Annotated in this window: 17 protein-coding genes; 12 read left to right on the forward strand and 5 right to left on the reverse strand. The window is 70.6% G+C overall.

Annotated features, from left to right (window positions below; genetic code table 11):
- The first annotated feature begins 48 nt into the window (after positions 1 to 48).
- The 11 genes from OHA68_RS12345 (at position 49) to OHA68_RS12395 (ending at position 9,011) form a co-directional block, all read left to right on the forward strand.
- Positions 49 to 1,488, forward strand: coding sequence for a hypothetical protein (locus OHA68_RS12345; protein ID WP_327107755.1), 1,440 nt, complete (start codon positions 49 to 51; stop codon positions 1,486 to 1,488).
- A complete protein-coding gene (locus OHA68_RS12350; protein WP_327107756.1) occupies positions 1,485 to 1,895 on the forward strand; it encodes a FixH family protein in 411 nt (136 codons plus the stop codon). Before OHA68_RS12345 ends, OHA68_RS12350 begins: the two co-directional genes overlap by 4 nt.
- An 11-nt stretch (positions 1,896 to 1,906) precedes the next feature.
- Positions 1,907 to 3,067 carry a hypothetical protein gene (locus OHA68_RS12355; protein ID WP_327107757.1) on the forward strand — a complete coding sequence of 387 codons (1,161 nt, stop codon included), beginning with the start codon at positions 1,907 to 1,909 and terminating at the stop codon, positions 3,065 to 3,067.
- A 4-nt stretch (positions 3,068 to 3,071) separates the two neighbouring features.
- Positions 3,072 to 3,626 (forward strand): hypothetical protein, encoded by a 555-nt coding sequence (locus OHA68_RS12360; protein ID WP_327107758.1) that lies wholly within the window; start codon positions 3,072 to 3,074, stop codon positions 3,624 to 3,626.
- A 123-nt stretch (positions 3,627 to 3,749) separates the two neighbouring features.
- Positions 3,750 to 4,226, forward strand: a complete 477-nt coding sequence (locus OHA68_RS12365) for a DUF2975 domain-containing protein (protein ID WP_327107759.1) — start codon at positions 3,750 to 3,752, stop codon at positions 4,224 to 4,226.
- Positions 4,226 to 4,447, forward strand: a complete 222-nt coding sequence (locus OHA68_RS12370) for a helix-turn-helix domain-containing protein (protein WP_327107760.1) — start codon at positions 4,226 to 4,228, stop codon at positions 4,445 to 4,447. The genes OHA68_RS12365 and OHA68_RS12370 overlap by 1 nt, the downstream gene beginning before the upstream one ends.
- 181 nt (positions 4,448 to 4,628) lie before the next feature.
- Positions 4,629 to 5,042, forward strand: a complete 414-nt coding sequence (locus OHA68_RS12375; RefSeq protein WP_327107761.1) for a TOBE domain-containing protein — start codon at positions 4,629 to 4,631, stop codon at positions 5,040 to 5,042.
- A gap of 9 nt (positions 5,043 to 5,051) precedes the next feature.
- Positions 5,052 to 5,855 carry a molybdate ABC transporter substrate-binding protein gene (gene modA / locus OHA68_RS12380; RefSeq protein WP_327107762.1) on the forward strand — a complete coding sequence of 268 codons (804 nt, stop codon included), beginning with the start codon at positions 5,052 to 5,054 and terminating at the stop codon, positions 5,853 to 5,855.
- Between the two features lie 7 nt (positions 5,856 to 5,862).
- A complete protein-coding gene (gene modB, locus OHA68_RS12385) occupies positions 5,863 to 6,726 on the forward strand; it encodes a molybdate ABC transporter permease subunit (RefSeq protein ID WP_407674437.1) in 864 nt (287 codons plus the stop codon).
- On the forward strand, positions 6,723 to 7,754 hold the full coding sequence (locus OHA68_RS12390; RefSeq protein WP_327107764.1) for an ABC transporter ATP-binding protein: 1,032 nt from the start codon (positions 6,723 to 6,725) through the stop codon (positions 7,752 to 7,754). The genes modB and OHA68_RS12390 overlap by 4 nt, the downstream gene beginning before the upstream one ends.
- A gap of 93 nt (positions 7,755 to 7,847) precedes the next feature.
- Positions 7,848 to 9,011, forward strand: a complete 1,164-nt coding sequence (locus OHA68_RS12395) for an NAD-dependent formate dehydrogenase (protein ID WP_327107765.1) — start codon at positions 7,848 to 7,850, stop codon at positions 9,009 to 9,011.
- Between the two features lie 39 nt (positions 9,012 to 9,050).
- Here the strand turns inward: OHA68_RS12395 and OHA68_RS12400 are convergent, their stop codons facing one another.
- The 4 genes from OHA68_RS12400 to OHA68_RS12415 form a co-directional block, all read right to left on the reverse strand.
- Complete coding sequence (locus OHA68_RS12400) at positions 9,051 to 10,064, reverse strand: LysR family transcriptional regulator (protein ID WP_327107766.1); 1,014 nt, start codon at positions 10,062 to 10,064, stop codon at positions 9,051 to 9,053.
- A 35-nt stretch (positions 10,065 to 10,099) separates the two neighbouring features.
- Complete coding sequence (locus OHA68_RS12405; protein WP_327107767.1) at positions 10,100 to 11,755, reverse strand: serine/threonine-protein kinase; 1,656 nt, start codon at positions 11,753 to 11,755, stop codon at positions 10,100 to 10,102.
- A 112-nt stretch (positions 11,756 to 11,867) separates the two neighbouring features.
- Positions 11,868 to 12,392 carry an EF-hand domain-containing protein gene (locus OHA68_RS12410; RefSeq protein WP_327107768.1) on the reverse strand — a complete coding sequence of 175 codons (525 nt, stop codon included), beginning with the start codon at positions 12,390 to 12,392 and terminating at the stop codon, positions 11,868 to 11,870.
- 90 nt (positions 12,393 to 12,482) lie between these two features.
- Positions 12,483 to 13,103 (reverse strand): TetR/AcrR family transcriptional regulator, encoded by a 621-nt coding sequence (locus tag OHA68_RS12415; protein ID WP_327107769.1) that lies wholly within the window; start codon positions 13,101 to 13,103, stop codon positions 12,483 to 12,485.
- Between the two features lie 89 nt (positions 13,104 to 13,192).
- On the opposite strand from OHA68_RS12415, the gene OHA68_RS12420 reads away from it, so the two are divergent.
- On the forward strand, positions 13,193 to 13,870 hold the full coding sequence (locus OHA68_RS12420) for a nitroreductase (RefSeq protein WP_189137724.1): 678 nt from the start codon (positions 13,193 to 13,195) through the stop codon (positions 13,868 to 13,870).
- A gap of 34 nt (positions 13,871 to 13,904) precedes the next feature.
- On the opposite strand, the gene OHA68_RS12425 is transcribed toward OHA68_RS12420, so the two are convergent.
- Positions 13,905 to 14,993: a GlxA family transcriptional regulator gene (locus OHA68_RS12425; protein ID WP_327107770.1), complete on the reverse strand. Its 1,089-nt coding sequence runs from the start codon at positions 14,991 to 14,993 to the stop codon at positions 13,905 to 13,907.
- Positions 14,994 to 15,070: the final 77 nt, after the last annotated feature.

Below are 15,070 nucleotides of genomic sequence, written 5' to 3' on the forward strand. Positions count from 1 at the left end.
GCGATACAGCGTATTGTGCAATACAGTGTATCGATCGAGGGGGTGGTCATGTTGACATCGGTGTCGGTGATCGGCGGTGGACTCACCGGGCTGTTCGCCGGCGTGTTCCTCGGCCGGCATGGCCGGAGACGGCGGGGGCGCTTGCTGAAGGCGGTGCTGGTGTTCCTGGGCGCTCTCGCATTTCCCTGGACCACGGCGGTTCCCGCGTTCGCCGACGGAGCGTTCGACGGCGGTGACATCCATGTCGCGCAGACCCTCGGCGACCGCGAGCTGACGGTGGTGATCCGCCGGGTGGAGCCGGTGCCCGGGCCGGTGTACGTCGACGTGGTCTCCCACGCGGGCGACCCGCCCGGTGAACTGGCGCTGCGGCTGAGCCAGGACGGCGAACAGACCGGCGCGACGACCGTGCGACTCGGCGCGCAGCCGGGCTTCCACCGCGCCGGCGCACTCGCGGTGTCGGGAGCCGGCCTGTGGGAGCTGGCGATCGACGACGGCATGCGGGTCGCGACGATCCCCTTCGTCGTGCCCGCCCGGGTGATGTCGCCGTGGCAGAACGCGGCGTACGGGGGCTTCGTCGGCGCGGGTCTGCTGATGATGGTGACGCTGGTGGTCGCGGTCCGCCTGCGTGCCGCCGCCGCGCTGGTACCCGCGGCGGGCACGGTGGCGGCGCTGGCCGTGGCGGTGACGGCGGTGGTGCTCTCGTGGAGCGTGCCGCCGCTGCCGCCGCCGGGTGCAGAGCTGGACCCCACCGCCGACAACATCGCCGCCCCCTACGCCGTCGCGCCGTCGCCCACGGCGGACACCTCACGGCCGCCGGTGAATGTGGTGTCGGACCTGCGTGACGGGGACCTGCGACTGGCGCTGACCGACTCGTCGACAGGACACCCGGCCGACGATCTGCTGGTGCACGACGCCGCGTTCGTGCACCTGGCGGTCGTGTCGCCGGCGGGGAGGCTGTGGCACCTGCACCCGGTCCGGGCGGGGCCCGGTGACTACCGGGTCACGTTCGCCGCCCCGGAGACGGGTCGCTACGCGGTGGCGGCGGAGATCGCCCGGCGGGGTGGCGGCAGGCAACTGCTCCGGACTTCGATCATCCTCGACGCCGCAGGGGGTGTGGCGCCGGCCACGCAGAACGACACCGTGGATCGCCGCATCGCGCCCGCCGGGTCGCCCAGCACCCTCACCGCGAGATTCGGCACGCAGGACCTGCAGCCCTGGCTGGGGATGGCCGGCCACATGATCGTGGTGGGGCCCGTCACCGGCGCGGTCGCGGATGCGCCGATCTGGGCTCACGTCCACTCGATGCTCCCGAGTACGCGGAACCAGCCGGACGAGAGCGTCGCCGCGTTCGGCCCCGACGTGCCGTTCACCTACACCTTCCCGCTGCCCGGCCGATACCTCGTGTGGATCCAGGCCGAGCGCGGCTACTCGGTGCGCACCGTGCCCGCGAGCGTGAACGTACCCGAGCCCGGAAAGGCGTCACCATGAACACGCGAACCGGCTTCGCGGCAGCGGTGGTGTTGTTGCTGGCGGGGGTTCTGCTGGTGATGCAACCCTGGCGGAAGGACACGGACAGCGCCACCACGCTGAAGACCTCAACCGCCTCGTACACCGTGCATCTGGTCACGAACCGGCCGCGCGCCGGCGCCAACACGTTCGACCTTGAGATCAAGGACCGAGACGGCGCACCGTCCGCCATGGACGAGATCACCCTTCAACCCGTGATGCCCCATATGGGCCACGCCTACCCGCCTGTCACAGCCGCCCAGCTCGCGCCGGGCCGTTACCGCGCGGAGAACGCGGTGTTGCCGATGTCCGGCATGTGGCGGATCACCGTCACGCTGCACGGCGCGCACGGCGTCGAACAGGGCGTTTTCCCCCTGATGGTCAAGTGAAAGGAAAAGACATGGACATCACCGCGCCGTCCGCTCGAACGGACGGGACGGCCAGGACCACATCGAAAGGACTGCCCTCAGCCGGTGCCTTGCTCAGCGGAACGCTGCTGTCGCTGACCGGGCTGGTCTGGGACATCCAGTGGCACTACGACGTCGGACCCGACACCTTCTTCACGCTGCCGCACCTCCTGCTGTACGCGGGCAGCGCCGTGGCCGGAGTGACGAGCCTGGTCGTGGTGCTGGCGGCCACCGCCGCGGAACGGGGCGGACGCCCGGTGGACCCGGTCATCGGCGGCCACGCCGTCGGCGTGTTCGGTCGTACGTTCACCGCTCCGGTCGGCTATCTGGTCTCGGGGGTCGGCGCCGCGTTGTTCCTGATCTACGGTTTATGGGATCAGTGGTGGCACGGGCTGTACGGATTCGACGCGGTGCTGGAATCACCGCCGCACATGGGGTTCCTGCTCTCCATCACGCTGACGATGGCCGGCGCCGTGATGGTGTCCTCGGCGGCCCGAGACCAAAGGTGGGGTGCGGTCACCGCGGTCGTCGGGCTCGCCGTACTCCTCGGATTCAGCACGGCGACCACCAGCGGGCTGAGCACCTTCGGCGGCGGCGTGGTCGACCTTCCGACGATCGGGCTGACTTTCATGTCGGTGCTGACCGTGGTGATGGGTGCCCGGCTGTACGACCGGCGGGGCGGCGCGTTCGGCGTCGCCGGGGTATTGGCCGTGCTCCAGGCGTTCTACTGGTGGTTCTCTCCGTGGGCCACCCGGGTCTACGCGGACTCGATCGACCTGCCCATGCGCGACTACGTCACCGGCGTGCCGGTGATGCCGGCGATGATGCCGATGTGCCTGCTGCTGGCCGCCGGCGTCGTGGAGCTGCTGCTGGCCCGCGCCCGGCGCAAGGACCGGTCCGTCGTCCGCTATGGCCTTATAGCAGGTGGAATAGGAGGCTTTATCGTCACGGCTACGACGCCTCTGCAGGCAGCCCTGTTCCTGGGCGCCCCTCCGGGCACCGACTCGACCGCCGTGGACATGACCGCCGGAGCGATTCTCGGCCTGGTCGTCACGGTGGCCGGCGCTCTGGCGGCAGGTGTGGCCGCCGGTTTCCTCGGCGTTCGTTTCGGCGACATGCTGCGGCGGCTCGCCCCGGCGCGGGAAGAGAGGTAGCGCCATGCGCAGGACCGCGTTGACACTGCTCAGCCTGATCGGTGCGATCGGCCTGATCAGCGTGATGGCCGGTGCACCGGCCATGGCGCAGCCGTACGAGCCGGTGAAGGTCGTCCACAGCGAGCAGGTGCAGGCTGGACCGTACCGGCTCACCGCCGGCTTCAGCACCTGGCCGGTGAAAGCGATGCAGTCGCTCGACTTCACGTTCGTTCCCGAGGGCGGCATCGGCGGCAAGAGCGGCACCCTCACCTTGATCGCGCCTGACGGCGGCCGGCAGCAGGACAACCTCGTCCGCCACCCGCGCAATCGCAAGGTGTGGGGCCTGGACATCCAGGCGTTGCCGCAGGAAGGACGGTGGACACTGCGATTCGCCCTCAACGGTCCCAGCGGACCGGGAACGGGGGATGTGGCGATCACCGTACAGGAGCAACCGGGTCCGCCGATGGGGATCAGCTGGGCGATCAGCTCGTTGCCCTTGCTCGGGCTGGTCACGCTGATCGTCACCGGATGGCGGCGAACCTGGCCGCCATCAGCTCAGCCGCAGGAAGAACGCCCCTGACGACATACAGGATCGCCACGGTGCGAAACCACCGACCCTCCGCTCCCGCTCTTGCTGCACCTATCGAAATTCGATAGATTTTCATCGTCATTCGATGGGAGGAGGGGGCATGGGGAGCTGGCAGTGCGTGCGCTTCGCGTTGTGCTCGCGGTGGTGTTCGCCGGCACCGTGTTCGTACAGGCATTGATGGTGTGGGTGTTGGTCAGTGGGAGCGACCCGGAGGCCGGGTCGCTCCCGCTGACGCCGTTGCGTGTGATCACGATCCTGGGCATGGTGGCGGGCCAGGTCGCTCTGGTCAGCGTGTGGCGGCTGGTGACGATGGTGCGACGGGACACCGTGTTCTCCCACGCTGCTTTCCGGTACGTGGACGCCGTGATCGGCGCGATCGTGGCGGCTGCCCTCCTGTGGTTCACGGTCACGGCCATCAATGCGCCGGACCAGCGGGACGACCCGGGCGTCACCGTCATCATGGGCGGGATCGGGCTGGCCATCCTGGGGGTCGCGCTCATCGTGCTCGTGCTGCGGATGCTGCTCGCCCAGGCCGTCGCGCGCGACGTCGAAGCGCGGCGGATGCGGGCCGAGTTGGACGAGGTCATCTGATGCCGATCGTCGTCGACATCGACGTGATGCTGGCCAAGCGGAAGATGTCGGTGGGCGAGCTCGCGGGCCGTGTCGGGATCACGCCCGCCAACCTGGCGGTGCTCAAGAACGGCCGCGCCAAGGCGGTGCGCTTCACGACGCTCGCCATGCTCTGCGAGGCACTGGAGTGCCAGCCGGGCGACCTGCTGCGCTGGGAGGCGGAGGACACTGCGGGCGGATGAGGTGCCTCGGAGCCGGCGCCCTTGATGTCGCCGTGTGCTGGGGCTGACTACGCAGTCGCGCAGTGCTCGTGAGGGCGCTCTCCGATCTTGTGGATGCCATGTCTGAGCCGTGGATCTTGCCGCTGGTGCGGTCGAAGGCAGGGCTTCAGGGTGGAATGTGCGAGAGGTAAGGTGAGGTGTTGTGACGACGTTTCGGATCAGTGAGGCCGCAGCGCTGCTCGGGGTCAGCTCGGACACCGTCCGCCGGTGGGTGGACGCGGGCCGGCTGGGGGCCGAGCGGGACGAGCACGGCCACCGGCGGGTGAACGGCGCCGATCTGGCCGCGTTCGCCCGCTCGCAGATCGAGGAGACCGACAGCGGTGGTCGCACCTCGGCGCGTAACCGCTTTCGCGGGATCGTCACCGAGGTGATCCGTGATGCGGTGATGGCACAGGTGGAGATCGCCGCGGGGCCGTTTCGGGTGGTGTCGCTGATGAGCCGCCAGGCCGCCGATGAGCTGGGCCTGGAGGCGGGGGTGGTGGCGGTCGCCGTGATCAAGTCCACCAACGTCGTCGTGGAGATTCCCGGTCATGAACGCGTGGCCGGTCACGTGTGAGGAGCCCCTTTGGTGTTCAGGCGTCTTCCCCGCTGGGCGATCGCCCTGCCCGTCGCACTCGCGCTGGCGGGCCTGACCGGGTGCGGCTCCGGTGCACCGGCCACGTCCTCGACCTCGGCGTCGGCTTCCGCCGGTGGCGAGGCCAAGGAGGTGACCGTGTTCGCCGCGGCGTCGCTGACCGGGACGTTCACCGAACTCGGCAAGGTTTTCGAGGCCGCGCATCCTGGTACGACGGTGCGGTTCAACTTCGGCTCCAGCGCGACCCTGGCCCAGCAGATCGTCGAGGGCGCTCCGGCGGACGTGTTCGCCGCTGCCAGTCCGGCCACCATGAAGACGGTCAGCGACGCGTCGCCGGCAAGCTCGCCGAGCACGTTCGTACGCAACAAGCTGCAGATCGCCGTGCCGGCCGACAACCCGGCCAAGGTGGACGATCTGAAGGACCTGACCGACACCAAGGTGAAGGTGGCGCTCTGCGCCGAGCAGGTGCCGTGCGGCGCGGCGGCGGTCAAGGCGCTGGACGCGGCCGGGCTGAAGGTCACGCCGGTCACCCTGGAGCAGGACGTCAAGGCCACGCTGACCAAGGTGGAGCTGGGCGAGGTGGACGCGGCGCTGGTCTACAAGACCGACGTGATCGCCTCGGCGGGCAAGGTGCGGGGCATCGAGTTCCCGGAGGCGGACCAGGCGATCAACGACTACCCCATCGCCACCCTGGCGAAGGCCCCGGCCGGTGCGGCGGCCCAGCAGTTCGTGGACCTGGTGCTGTCGCAGCAGGGCAAGGACGTGCTGACCAAGGCCGGCTTCGAGGCCCCCTGAGCCGCCGATGAGCTCTTCTGCGCCGGAGCGGTTTGACCCGGAGGGCCCGCGTCGCGGGCTCACCGGGCGTCGGCCCGCGGGCCGTGCGGCCTCCGGGCGGCTGCCCTGGATGCTGGTGTTGCCCGCGGTGCTGGGGCTGGTGTTCCTGGTGCTGCCGCTGGCCGGGCTGCTGATCCGCGCCCCCTGGCCCACGCTCCTGGCGCGGCTGGCCGAGCCGCACGTGCTGGAGGCGCTGCGGCTGTCGCTGGTGTGCGCCACCGTGGCCACGGCGGTGTGCCTGCTGCTCGGCGTACCGCTGGCCTGGCTGCTGGCCCGGGTGGACTTCCCCGGACGGCGGCTGGTCCGGGCGCTGGTGACCGTGCCGCTGGTGCTGCCGCCGGTGGTCGGCGGCGTCGCGCTGCTGCTCGTGCTCGGGCGGCGCGGGCTGGTCGGGCAGTGGCTGGAGGCCACCTTCGGGATCACGTTGCCGTTCACCACCGCGGGGGTGATCATCGCCGAGGCGTTCGTCGCGATGCCGTTCCTGGTCATCAGTGTCGAGGGCGCGCTGCGCGGCGCCGACCAGCGCTTCGAGGAAGCCGCCGCCACCCTCGGCGCCTCCCGCTGGACGATCTTCCGGCGGGTGACGCTGCCGCTCATCATGCCCGGGGTCGTGGCCGGCGCGGTGCTGTGCTGGGCGCGGGCGCTGGGAGAGTTCGGCGCCACGATCACGTTCGCGGGCAACTTCCCCGGCACCACCCGCACCATGCCGCTGGCCGTCTATTTGGCCCTGGAGACCGAGCCGGAGGCGGCGATCGTGCTCAGCCTGGTCCTGCTGGCCGTCTCCGTCATCGTCCTGGCCAGCCTGCGGGATCGGTGGGTGAGCGCGCCATGAGTCTGCGGGGCCGCCTGATCGTCACCCGGCCCGCTTTCCGGCTGGACCTCACCTTGGAAGTCGCGCCGGGCGAGGTGGTCGCGCTGCTCGGCCCGAACGGCGCGGGCAAGACCACCGCGCTGCGCGCCCTGGCCGGGCTGACCGCCATGTCCGAGGGGCAGATCAGCCTGGACGGTCAGCCACTGCACGTGCTGGCCGCCGAGCAACGGCCGATCGGCATGGTCTTCCAGGACTATCTGCTCTTCCCGCACCTGTCGGCGCTGGACAACGTCGCCTTCGGCCCGCGCTGTCAGGGAGTGGCCAAGGCCGAGGCCCGCCGTACGGCTGCCGCCCTCCTCGAGCGTGTCGGCCTGGCCGGGCACGCTGCCGCCAAGCCCCGCCAACTGTCCGGCGGGCAGGCGCAGCGGGTGGCGCTGGCCCGCGCGCTGGCCGTACGACCGCGACTGCTGTTGCTGGATGAGCCGCTCGCCGCGCTGGACGCGCACACCCGGCTGGAGATCCGCTCCGAGTTGCGCCGCCAGCTGGCCGACTTCGACGGCGTCACCGTCCTGGTCACCCACGACCCCCTCGACGCCATGGTGCTGGCCGACCGGCTGATCGTCATCGAACACGGCGCCATCGTCCAGCAGGGCGCCCCCGGCGAGGTGGCCCGCCGCCCGCGCACCGACTACGTGGCCCGCCTGGTCGGGCTCAACCTGTATCGCGGCGTGGCCGACGGAACCGGGGTCAAGGTCGGCGAGTTGCTCCTGCACAGCTCCGAGCATCTCGACGGAGCCGCGTTCGTCGCCTTCCCGCCCGCCGCCGTGGCGCTGTACCGCACCCGGCCGGACGGCAGCCCGCGCAACCTCTGGCAGGCGCGCATCGACGGCATCGAGCGCCACGGCGACAACGTCCGCGTCCACCTCGACGGGCCGATCGCGGCCTTCGCCGACATCACCCCCGCCGCCGTCGCCGACCTCGACCTGACCCCCGGCCAGCAGATCTGGGCCTCGGTCAAGGCCACCGAAACCCACGCCTACCCGGCATAGGCGGCTCCTATCATCCGATAGACACAAACGCTTTGACCTGGGGATACGCGTCGGCGGACAGTGAGATCACCCCACCGACGAGGAGCGAAGCTCATGGCCAAGGTGCTGTGCGTGCTGTACGACGACCCGATCGACGGATACCCCGCCTCCTACGCCCGCGACGGCCTGCCCGAGCTGTCCGGATACCCGGGCGGCCAGACCCTGCCCAGCCCCAAGGGCATCGACTTCACCCCGGGGCACCTGCTCGGCAGCGTCTCGGGCGAGCTGGGCCTGCGCCGCTTCCTGGAGGATCGCGGCCACACCCTGGTCGTCACCTCCGACAAGGACGGCGACGACTCCGCCTTCGACCGGGAGCTGGCCGACGCCGAGGTGGTGATCTCCCAGCCGTTCTGGCCCGCGTACCTGACCGCGGAGCGCATCGCCCGCGCACCCGAGCTCAAGCTGGCCGTCACCGCCGGCATCGGTTCTGACCACGTCGACCTCGACGCCGCCATCGCCCATGGCGTCACCGTCGCCGAGGTCACCTACTGCAACAGCATCAGCGTCGCCGAGCACGTCGTGATGATGATCCTTTCCCTGGTCCGCGACTACCTGCCCGCGCACCGGACCGTGCTGGACGGCGGCTGGAACATCGCCGACCGCGTCGCCCGCTCCTACGACCTGGAGGGGATGCACGTCGGCACCGTCGCCGCCGGCCGCATCGGCACGGCCGTGCTGCGCCGCCTCAAGCCGTTCGACGTGCACCTGCACTACACCGACCGGCACCGCCTGCCGGCCGAGGTCGAGGAGGAGCTCGGGCTCACCTTCCACCCCGACGCCGCCGCCATGGTCCCGCACTGCGACGTGGTGACCGTCAACGCCCCGCTGCACCCGGAGACCGAGGGCCTGTTCGACGACGCGCTGCTCGCCACCATGAAGCGCGGCGCGTACCTGATCAACACCGCCCGCGCCAAGATCGCCGACCGCGACGCGATCGTGCGCGCCCTGGAGAGCGGGCAACTCGCCGGGTACGCCGGCGACGTCTGGTATCCCCAGCCCGCCCCGGCCGACCACCCCTGGCGGACGATGCCGCACCACGGCATGACCCCGCACATCTCCGGCTCGTCCTTGTCCGCCCAGACCCGCTACGCCGCCGGCACCCGCGAGATCCTCGAAGCCTGGCTGGCGGGGACCCCCATCCGCGAGGAGTACCTCATCGTCGAGGGCGGCGCCCTGGCCGGAGCCGGCGCGCACTCCTACAGCACCCGCCAGAAGTAGCGGGGCGGCGCGGGTCACACATGAACGCGTGCGGTGCGTTCATGTCAGGTGCTCGCGGGTGAGCCGGTCGAACACCTCGCGCAGGTCGAGGTCGCGGGCGATGTCCAGCACGGCCCTGGCCATCACCGACTCCGGGCCCGTACCGGCCACCACGAGTCCGACGCGGGGTTCGCGCGCGGGCCGCTCCAGCCGGATCACCCGCATGCCCTCCGGGACGCCGAACATGTGCAGCCACGCGTGCGCGATCACACTGGACCAGCGGTGGGTCGCCACGTGCGCGAACAGGGCGGAGACGGTGTCGGTCTCGATGGCGGGCACCGCCACCGCGCCCGCCCGCCTGAAGTTGGCGTCCAGGATGCGGCGGTTGCGCATCTCGGGGGCGAGCAGGCACAGCGGCAGAGCGGCGACCTCCGCCCAGCGCGCCACCTGCCTGCCGGCCAGCGCGCCGTCAGATGGGGTGAGCAGCAGGTAGCGCTCCTCGTACAGCGGGCTGACCCGCGCCTCGCCGAGGTCGTCCTCGTCGTCCAGGTACGTCATCGCCATGTCGATCTCGAACTCGGTCAGTCGCCGCGCGATCTCCCGCGACGACAGCGACGTCAGTGACACCCGGACGTGCGGGTGCCGCTCGCAGAACGGTGTCGTCAAGAGCGAGGCCGCGGTCAGCGCGGTCGGGATCGCCCCCATCCGCAGCGTGCCCGACAAGCCTTCGCGCATCCTGGACAGGTCCTGGCGTAACGCGTCGGCGTCGGCGATGATGCGCTGCGCCCACAGCAGCACCCGCTCGCCTTCCGGGGTCAGCCCGGCGAAGCGCTGGCCGCGCCGGACGAGGGGCACGTCAAGGTCGCGTTCCAGCTTGCGGATGGCTGCCGACAGCGACGGCTGGGAGACGTGGCAGGCCGCTGCGGCGCGGGCGAAATGCCGCTCACGGGCCAAGGCGACGAGGTATTCCAACTGACGCAACAGCACGCCACAGAATCCCCCGGGCGCACCCGTCCCGTCCATCCCCGAGATCACGATCGCCGTCCAGGGCGACGGCGGCGCGGGCTGGAGCACGTGGTGGCCTCCTGGAGATCGCCGGGCGGCCGGCGTCAGGGAAGCCGGGCGACCATGAAGTCGTCGAAATAGGTCCGGGTCTCGGAGGTGCTCTCGACGTAGAGCCCGAAGCGGGGCCGGCCGACGGCCTTGCTCGTCTCGGTGTCGGCCAGCCGGATGACGAGCTGCTCGTCGGCCCACAACGCCAGGTCGACCTTGCCGTCACCACGCACGCACTCGGCGCGCATCAGGGCGTTCCCCCTGGCGGTGCCCTCCGGCAACGGTATGTCGCTGGTCATGTTCCGCGAGGTGCCGCCGACGACCTTGGCGATCTTCGCGTACCCGTCGCCGCGGATCTGCAGGATGTAGAGGATGTCGTTGGCATCCTGGTCGTCCTTGGAGTACTCGCAGTAGACCCCGTTCCAGGTGCCGGAGCCGGCGCCGGAGAAGTTCATCTTCACCGACGCCAGCGCGCGGTCCGGGAGTCCCGTCTTCACCGGCGCCGTGCCCCACCGGTGCCCGGCGCCGCGCTTCACCCTGATCGTGTAGCGGCCGTCGCCCGTGTAACCCTGACCGGTGTCCACCCGGGTGCCCTCGTTGTTCCAGCCCGAATCGTCGGCGGCGAACGTCTCGTGGTAGACGACCTGACCGCGGGGAGGCGTCTCCGGCGCCGAGTTCACCATCCACACCATCACGCCCGCGGCGATCAGCGCACTCACCACCAGGGCCGCCCCCGCCCCGGTCAGCACGTCCCGCAGCCTGCGCCGCCGGCTCCCCTCCGCCAAGCGGTGCCGCGCCGGCCGGGAGTGGACCCGGCTCTGGCTCGCCCGGCGGAGCGCGCTCAGGTCGAGCCGTACGCTGCCGGCGACCTGGGCGGAATCGACGTCCGGACGCTGTACCAGCGCGGCCAGCAGTTCCTGCGCGGTGGGACGCTGCGCCGGGTCCTTGTTCAGTGCCGCCGCGACGATCGGCCGCAGGCCGGGGTCGAGGCGCCTCAGATCGGGTTCGTCATGGACGACTCGGTACATCGCGTGCGGCATGCTCGTGGAGGCGAACGGTGAGGCGCCCACGGTGGCCGCGACGACCACGCACCCCCAGGCGAAGATGTCCCCTGGCGGGCCCACCTGCTCCCCATGGACCTGCTCGGGGGCCATGTAATCGGGGGTGCCGAAGACCTGGTCGGTGGCGGTCTGCCCGTCCCCGGCGTCCAGGGCGCGGGCGATGCCGAAGTCGATCACGCGCGGGCCGAGCGGTGACAGCAGGACGTTCGCGGGCTTGAGGTCGCGGTGCACCAATCCGGCGCCGTGGATGGCGGTGAGCGCGGTCGCCACGCCCACGGCGAGTGCCTCCACGTTGGAGCCGGCCAGCGGCCCGTTCTCGCGCAGCATGCGGCCCAGGTCGGGCCCGGCGACGTACTCGGTGACGACCCACAGCGGCTCGTCGTCCAACTGCGCGTCGAGCACGGGCGCGGTGCAGAACCGCCGCACCCGGCGCGCCGCCGACACCTCGCGCCGGAACCGCGCGCGGAACTCGGGGTCGACGGCGAGAACGCGGTTGATCACCTTGATCGCGACCGGCCCCGACGGCCCCTCGGCGAGGTAGACCGTGCCCATGCCGCCCTGCCCCAGCCTGCTGGCAATCCGGTACGGGCCGAGTTGCACAGGATCGGACATTTCCAGTGCGAGGGCGGAATGCAGTCCATAGGACGTCACAATCGCCGATCCTAAGATGACTTATGCCGCTAAGTACTCACAACATGAAAGTGCCGGATATTGTCGCGCATTCCGAATGGCCCATGACCCTCCGGGGTCGTCGCCCTCCCGGTCAGGCGGTGGGGGGTGTGCCGAAGACGTGGGTGCCGGGCGCCGTGGGGTCGTCACCGGCCCAGAACTCCCGCCAATGACGCATGAACTCCGTGCGGGAGACGGTGCCGTCACCGTCGGCGTCGAGGCGAGCGAATATGGCGGCGGTGTCCGTGGGGCTGCCGTTCCACGCCTCGATCATGCGTTGGTACTCGGCCGGTGAGATCCGGTCGTCGCCGTCCTCGTCGATGGCGTCGAACATGGCCTCGGCCGTGGCGTCCACGGCGTCCGGCATCTGGCCGAGCAGATCCACCACGGTGAGGACGTCATCGAGCGTGACCGACTCGGGGTCGCGGGAGCGCTCGGCGAGCGTTATCCACCAGCCGTGCATGATCGCGGTGAGGCGCTCCGCATCGCCTGCCGCGCGAATGGACGCCCAGCGCCCCGCGAGGGCGTCGAAATCGCTCTCGCGCAGTGCGCCGTCGCCGTCGGCGTCCATCGCGCCGAAAACGAGTTGCACCTTGCCCCGCTGAAATGTGCTCGCCATGCCCCGATCGTCCCCGGCACCGCGATCGGCGACTCCTGCCGCAACGGTTCCCTCCCCTTCGCCGCAGGGTGACGGAATCATCACCATGAGTCACGCGCGCCGGAGGCCGTGACCCTTCGTCGCGCGATCGGGGCGGCGGGGTGCGTGGTCGAGGAGGGTTTCGGCGGCCGCGCGGGCATGGCGGCCGTAGTCGGGGTCGTTGAGCACCATCGCGCGGCTCGCCGCGCCGTCGGCGAGGATGACGAGTTGCTCGGCGAGCGGTCCCGACGCGTCGATGCCGAGCTCGTCCACGAGGTCGGTCACCAGGGCGAGCATGACGAGTTTCTGCTTGCGGGCGAAGGCGTGCACGCGGCCGGCGGGGTCGGGGTGCTCGACCGCCGCGTCGATGAACGGGCATCCCCGGACGACTCCGTCCGGCCACGGCTGGATGTCGAACATCGCGAGGATGCGGTCGCGGGGCGGGACGTCGGTTCGCGTCAGGGTTTCCAGCAGCGTGTACCCGGAGCTCAGGAGGTAGTCCAGCTGGGCCAGGACGAGATCCTCCTTGGTGGGGAAGTGCGCGTACAGGGTCCGCTTGGAGACCGGGGCGCGGGCGGCGACATCCTCCATCGTGGTCGCGGTGATGCCGCGCGTCGCGAACAGGATGCTCGCGGCGGCGAGCACGCGCTCCCGGCCGCCTCGCCCGGCTCGGCGTACCGGTCCGTCACTCATGGCTCTAACTATACGACAGCGTTTACAAGGCTTCGGCTCTTCGCTATAGTCCCCTCAAGTAAACGCCAACGTGTAGTTAAGGAGCGACCATGACCACCGAACTTGCCGGCGCGGCGGCGCGGCTCATCCGCGACCGGCGCGCGACCAGGGCGTTCCTGCCCGATCCCGTGCCTGACGAGACGATCGAGGCCGTGTTCGGCCTGGCCGGCGCCGCGCCGTCGAACACCAACGCGCAGCCCTGGCAGGTCGAGGTGGTCAGCGGGGTCGCCCGGGACAACCTCGCCAAGGCGCTCATGGACGCGGACCGGGCCGGCCTGCGGACCGTTGACTTCCCGTACAGCGACGACATCTACGCGCCGGCGCACCACCGCCGGCGCGCGGCGTTCGGCGCGGCCATCTACGGGGCGCTCGGCATCGACCGCGACGCCCAGGATCTGCGCGCCGCCTACGACGCCAAGAGTCTCAACTTCTACGACGCGCCCCACGTCGCTCTGTTGTACGCGCCGGACTCGGGTGACCCGCGGCTGACCGCCGATGTCGGGATGTACGCGCAGACGCTGCTGCTGGCGATGGCCGCGCACGGGGTGGCCAGTTGCCCACAGGCGCTGCTGAGCTTCTACGCCGACACGGTGCGCCAGACGCTCGGCGTGACCGGCGGGAAGCTGTTGTTCGGCATCTCGTTCGGCTACGCCGACCCCACGGCTTCGATCAACGCGGTCGCGGTCGGCCGCGAGCCGCTGAGTGAGACAACGCGCTTCCATCGCTGACCGGGCCCCCGGTGCCCGATCAGCGATCAGGCCGTCACTTTGTCGTGTCGGTCAGGAGCTCACGATCAGCGTGATTGCCATCGTCCGCCTGTTTCCTGCCGACCTCGTCCGCCGTACGATGTCCGCCGAAGACGCGCCGGTAGTCGCGCGGCGAGACGCCATGCCGTTTGACGAAGTGGTCACGCAGGACACCGGCGGACCGGAAGCCCACCAGCTGGGCGATCTTCTGGATCGACAGATCGGTGGTCTCCAGGAGCTCTTCGGCCCGGGCGAGCCGCTGGTGGAGTATCCAGGCGTGGGGCGTGGTGCCGGTGGCCTCCCGGAAGCGGCGGGCGAAGGTGCGCGTGCTCATCAACGCGTGTCTGGCCAGATCGTCGACCGACAGGGCCTGCTGGAGCCGGGATCGGGTCCACCGCATGACATCGGCCAAGCGCGTGTCGTCGACCCCGGCGCCGATGTCCGGTGGGGTGGAAACGTGATGGAGCTGCCCGGCCTCGCAACGCGGCGCGATCATCGCTTCTTCGGCCACGGCGTCGGACACGGCCGGGCCGTGCTCGCGGCGCAGGAGATGCAGGAACATGTCGATGCCCGCGACCGCGCCGGCGCCGGTCACGATGCGCCCCTCGTCGACGTACAGGACCTCCGGCTCCACGGTGATCGTGGGATATCGGTCGGCCAGTTCGTCGGCGAGGCACCAGTCGGTGGTGGCCCGGTGGCCGTCGAGCAGGGCGGTCTCGGCCAGCAGGAACGATCCGGTGCCGTACGCGGCGATGATCGCTCCTCGCCGGTAGGCGTCCTCGATCGCGGCGATGACCGGCGGGCGTACGGTCAGGGGCCTGCCGTCGGTGGGCAGCAGGATGATCAGATCGGCGGTGCTCATGGCCTCGGGGCCGTGCTCCACCTCCATGAGCAGGCCGAGATCGGTGCGTAGGACGCCGCCCTCGTCGGCGCACACGGTGTAGGTGAAGGACGGCAGCCCCACATGGGAGCGGTCGGTGAAGATGTTGCTCGCCACGCTCAACCCGAACGAGCTCACCCCCTGCGTCGCGTACGCGACCACGGATCGGAAGAAGCAGGCCGGCGCGGCGGAAGGGCGGCTCGGCACGCAGTGGCTCTTCTCCATGTGGCATCGTCCGAAAGTGGACCGCCGTCTTCGCACGGTTCCGGTCACCGGTGGTTCCTTTCAGCTGGAACTGATCG

It is taken from the genome of Nonomuraea glycinis (assembly GCF_035920485.1).
In the GTDB taxonomy this organism is placed as follows: Bacteria; Actinomycetota; Actinomycetes; order Streptosporangiales; family Streptosporangiaceae; genus Nonomuraea; species Nonomuraea glycinis.

Coding starts and splice junctions, on each gene's coding strand:
- OHA68_RS12345 (WP_327107755.1), top strand. CDS start 49: ATGTTGACATCGGTGTCGGTGATCGGCGGTGGACTCACCGGGCTGTTC.
- OHA68_RS12350 (WP_327107756.1), top strand. CDS start 1,485: ATGAACACGCGAACCGGCTTCGCGGCAGCGGTGGTGTTGTTGCTGGCG.
- OHA68_RS12355 (WP_327107757.1), top strand. CDS start 1,907: ATGGACATCACCGCGCCGTCCGCTCGAACGGACGGGACGGCCAGGACC.
- OHA68_RS12360 (WP_327107758.1), top strand. CDS start 3,072: ATGCGCAGGACCGCGTTGACACTGCTCAGCCTGATCGGTGCGATCGGC.
- OHA68_RS12370 (WP_327107760.1), top strand. CDS start 4,226: ATGCCGATCGTCGTCGACATCGACGTGATGCTGGCCAAGCGGAAGATG.
- modB (WP_407674437.1), top strand. CDS start 5,863: ATGAGCTCTTCTGCGCCGGAGCGGTTTGACCCGGAGGGCCCGCGTCGC.
- OHA68_RS12390 (WP_327107764.1), top strand. CDS start 6,723: ATGAGTCTGCGGGGCCGCCTGATCGTCACCCGGCCCGCTTTCCGGCTG.
- OHA68_RS12395 (WP_327107765.1), top strand. CDS start 7,848: ATGGCCAAGGTGCTGTGCGTGCTGTACGACGACCCGATCGACGGATAC.
- OHA68_RS12410 (WP_327107768.1), bottom strand. CDS start 12,392: ATGGCGAGCACATTTCAGCGGGGCAAGGTGCAACTCGTTTTCGGCGCG.
- OHA68_RS12415 (WP_327107769.1), bottom strand. CDS start 13,103: ATGAGTGACGGACCGGTACGCCGAGCCGGGCGAGGCGGCCGGGAGCGC.
- OHA68_RS12420 (WP_189137724.1), top strand. CDS start 13,193: ATGACCACCGAACTTGCCGGCGCGGCGGCGCGGCTCATCCGCGACCGG.
- OHA68_RS12425 (WP_327107770.1), bottom strand. CDS start 14,993: ATGGAGAAGAGCCACTGCGTGCCGAGCCGCCCTTCCGCCGCGCCGGCC.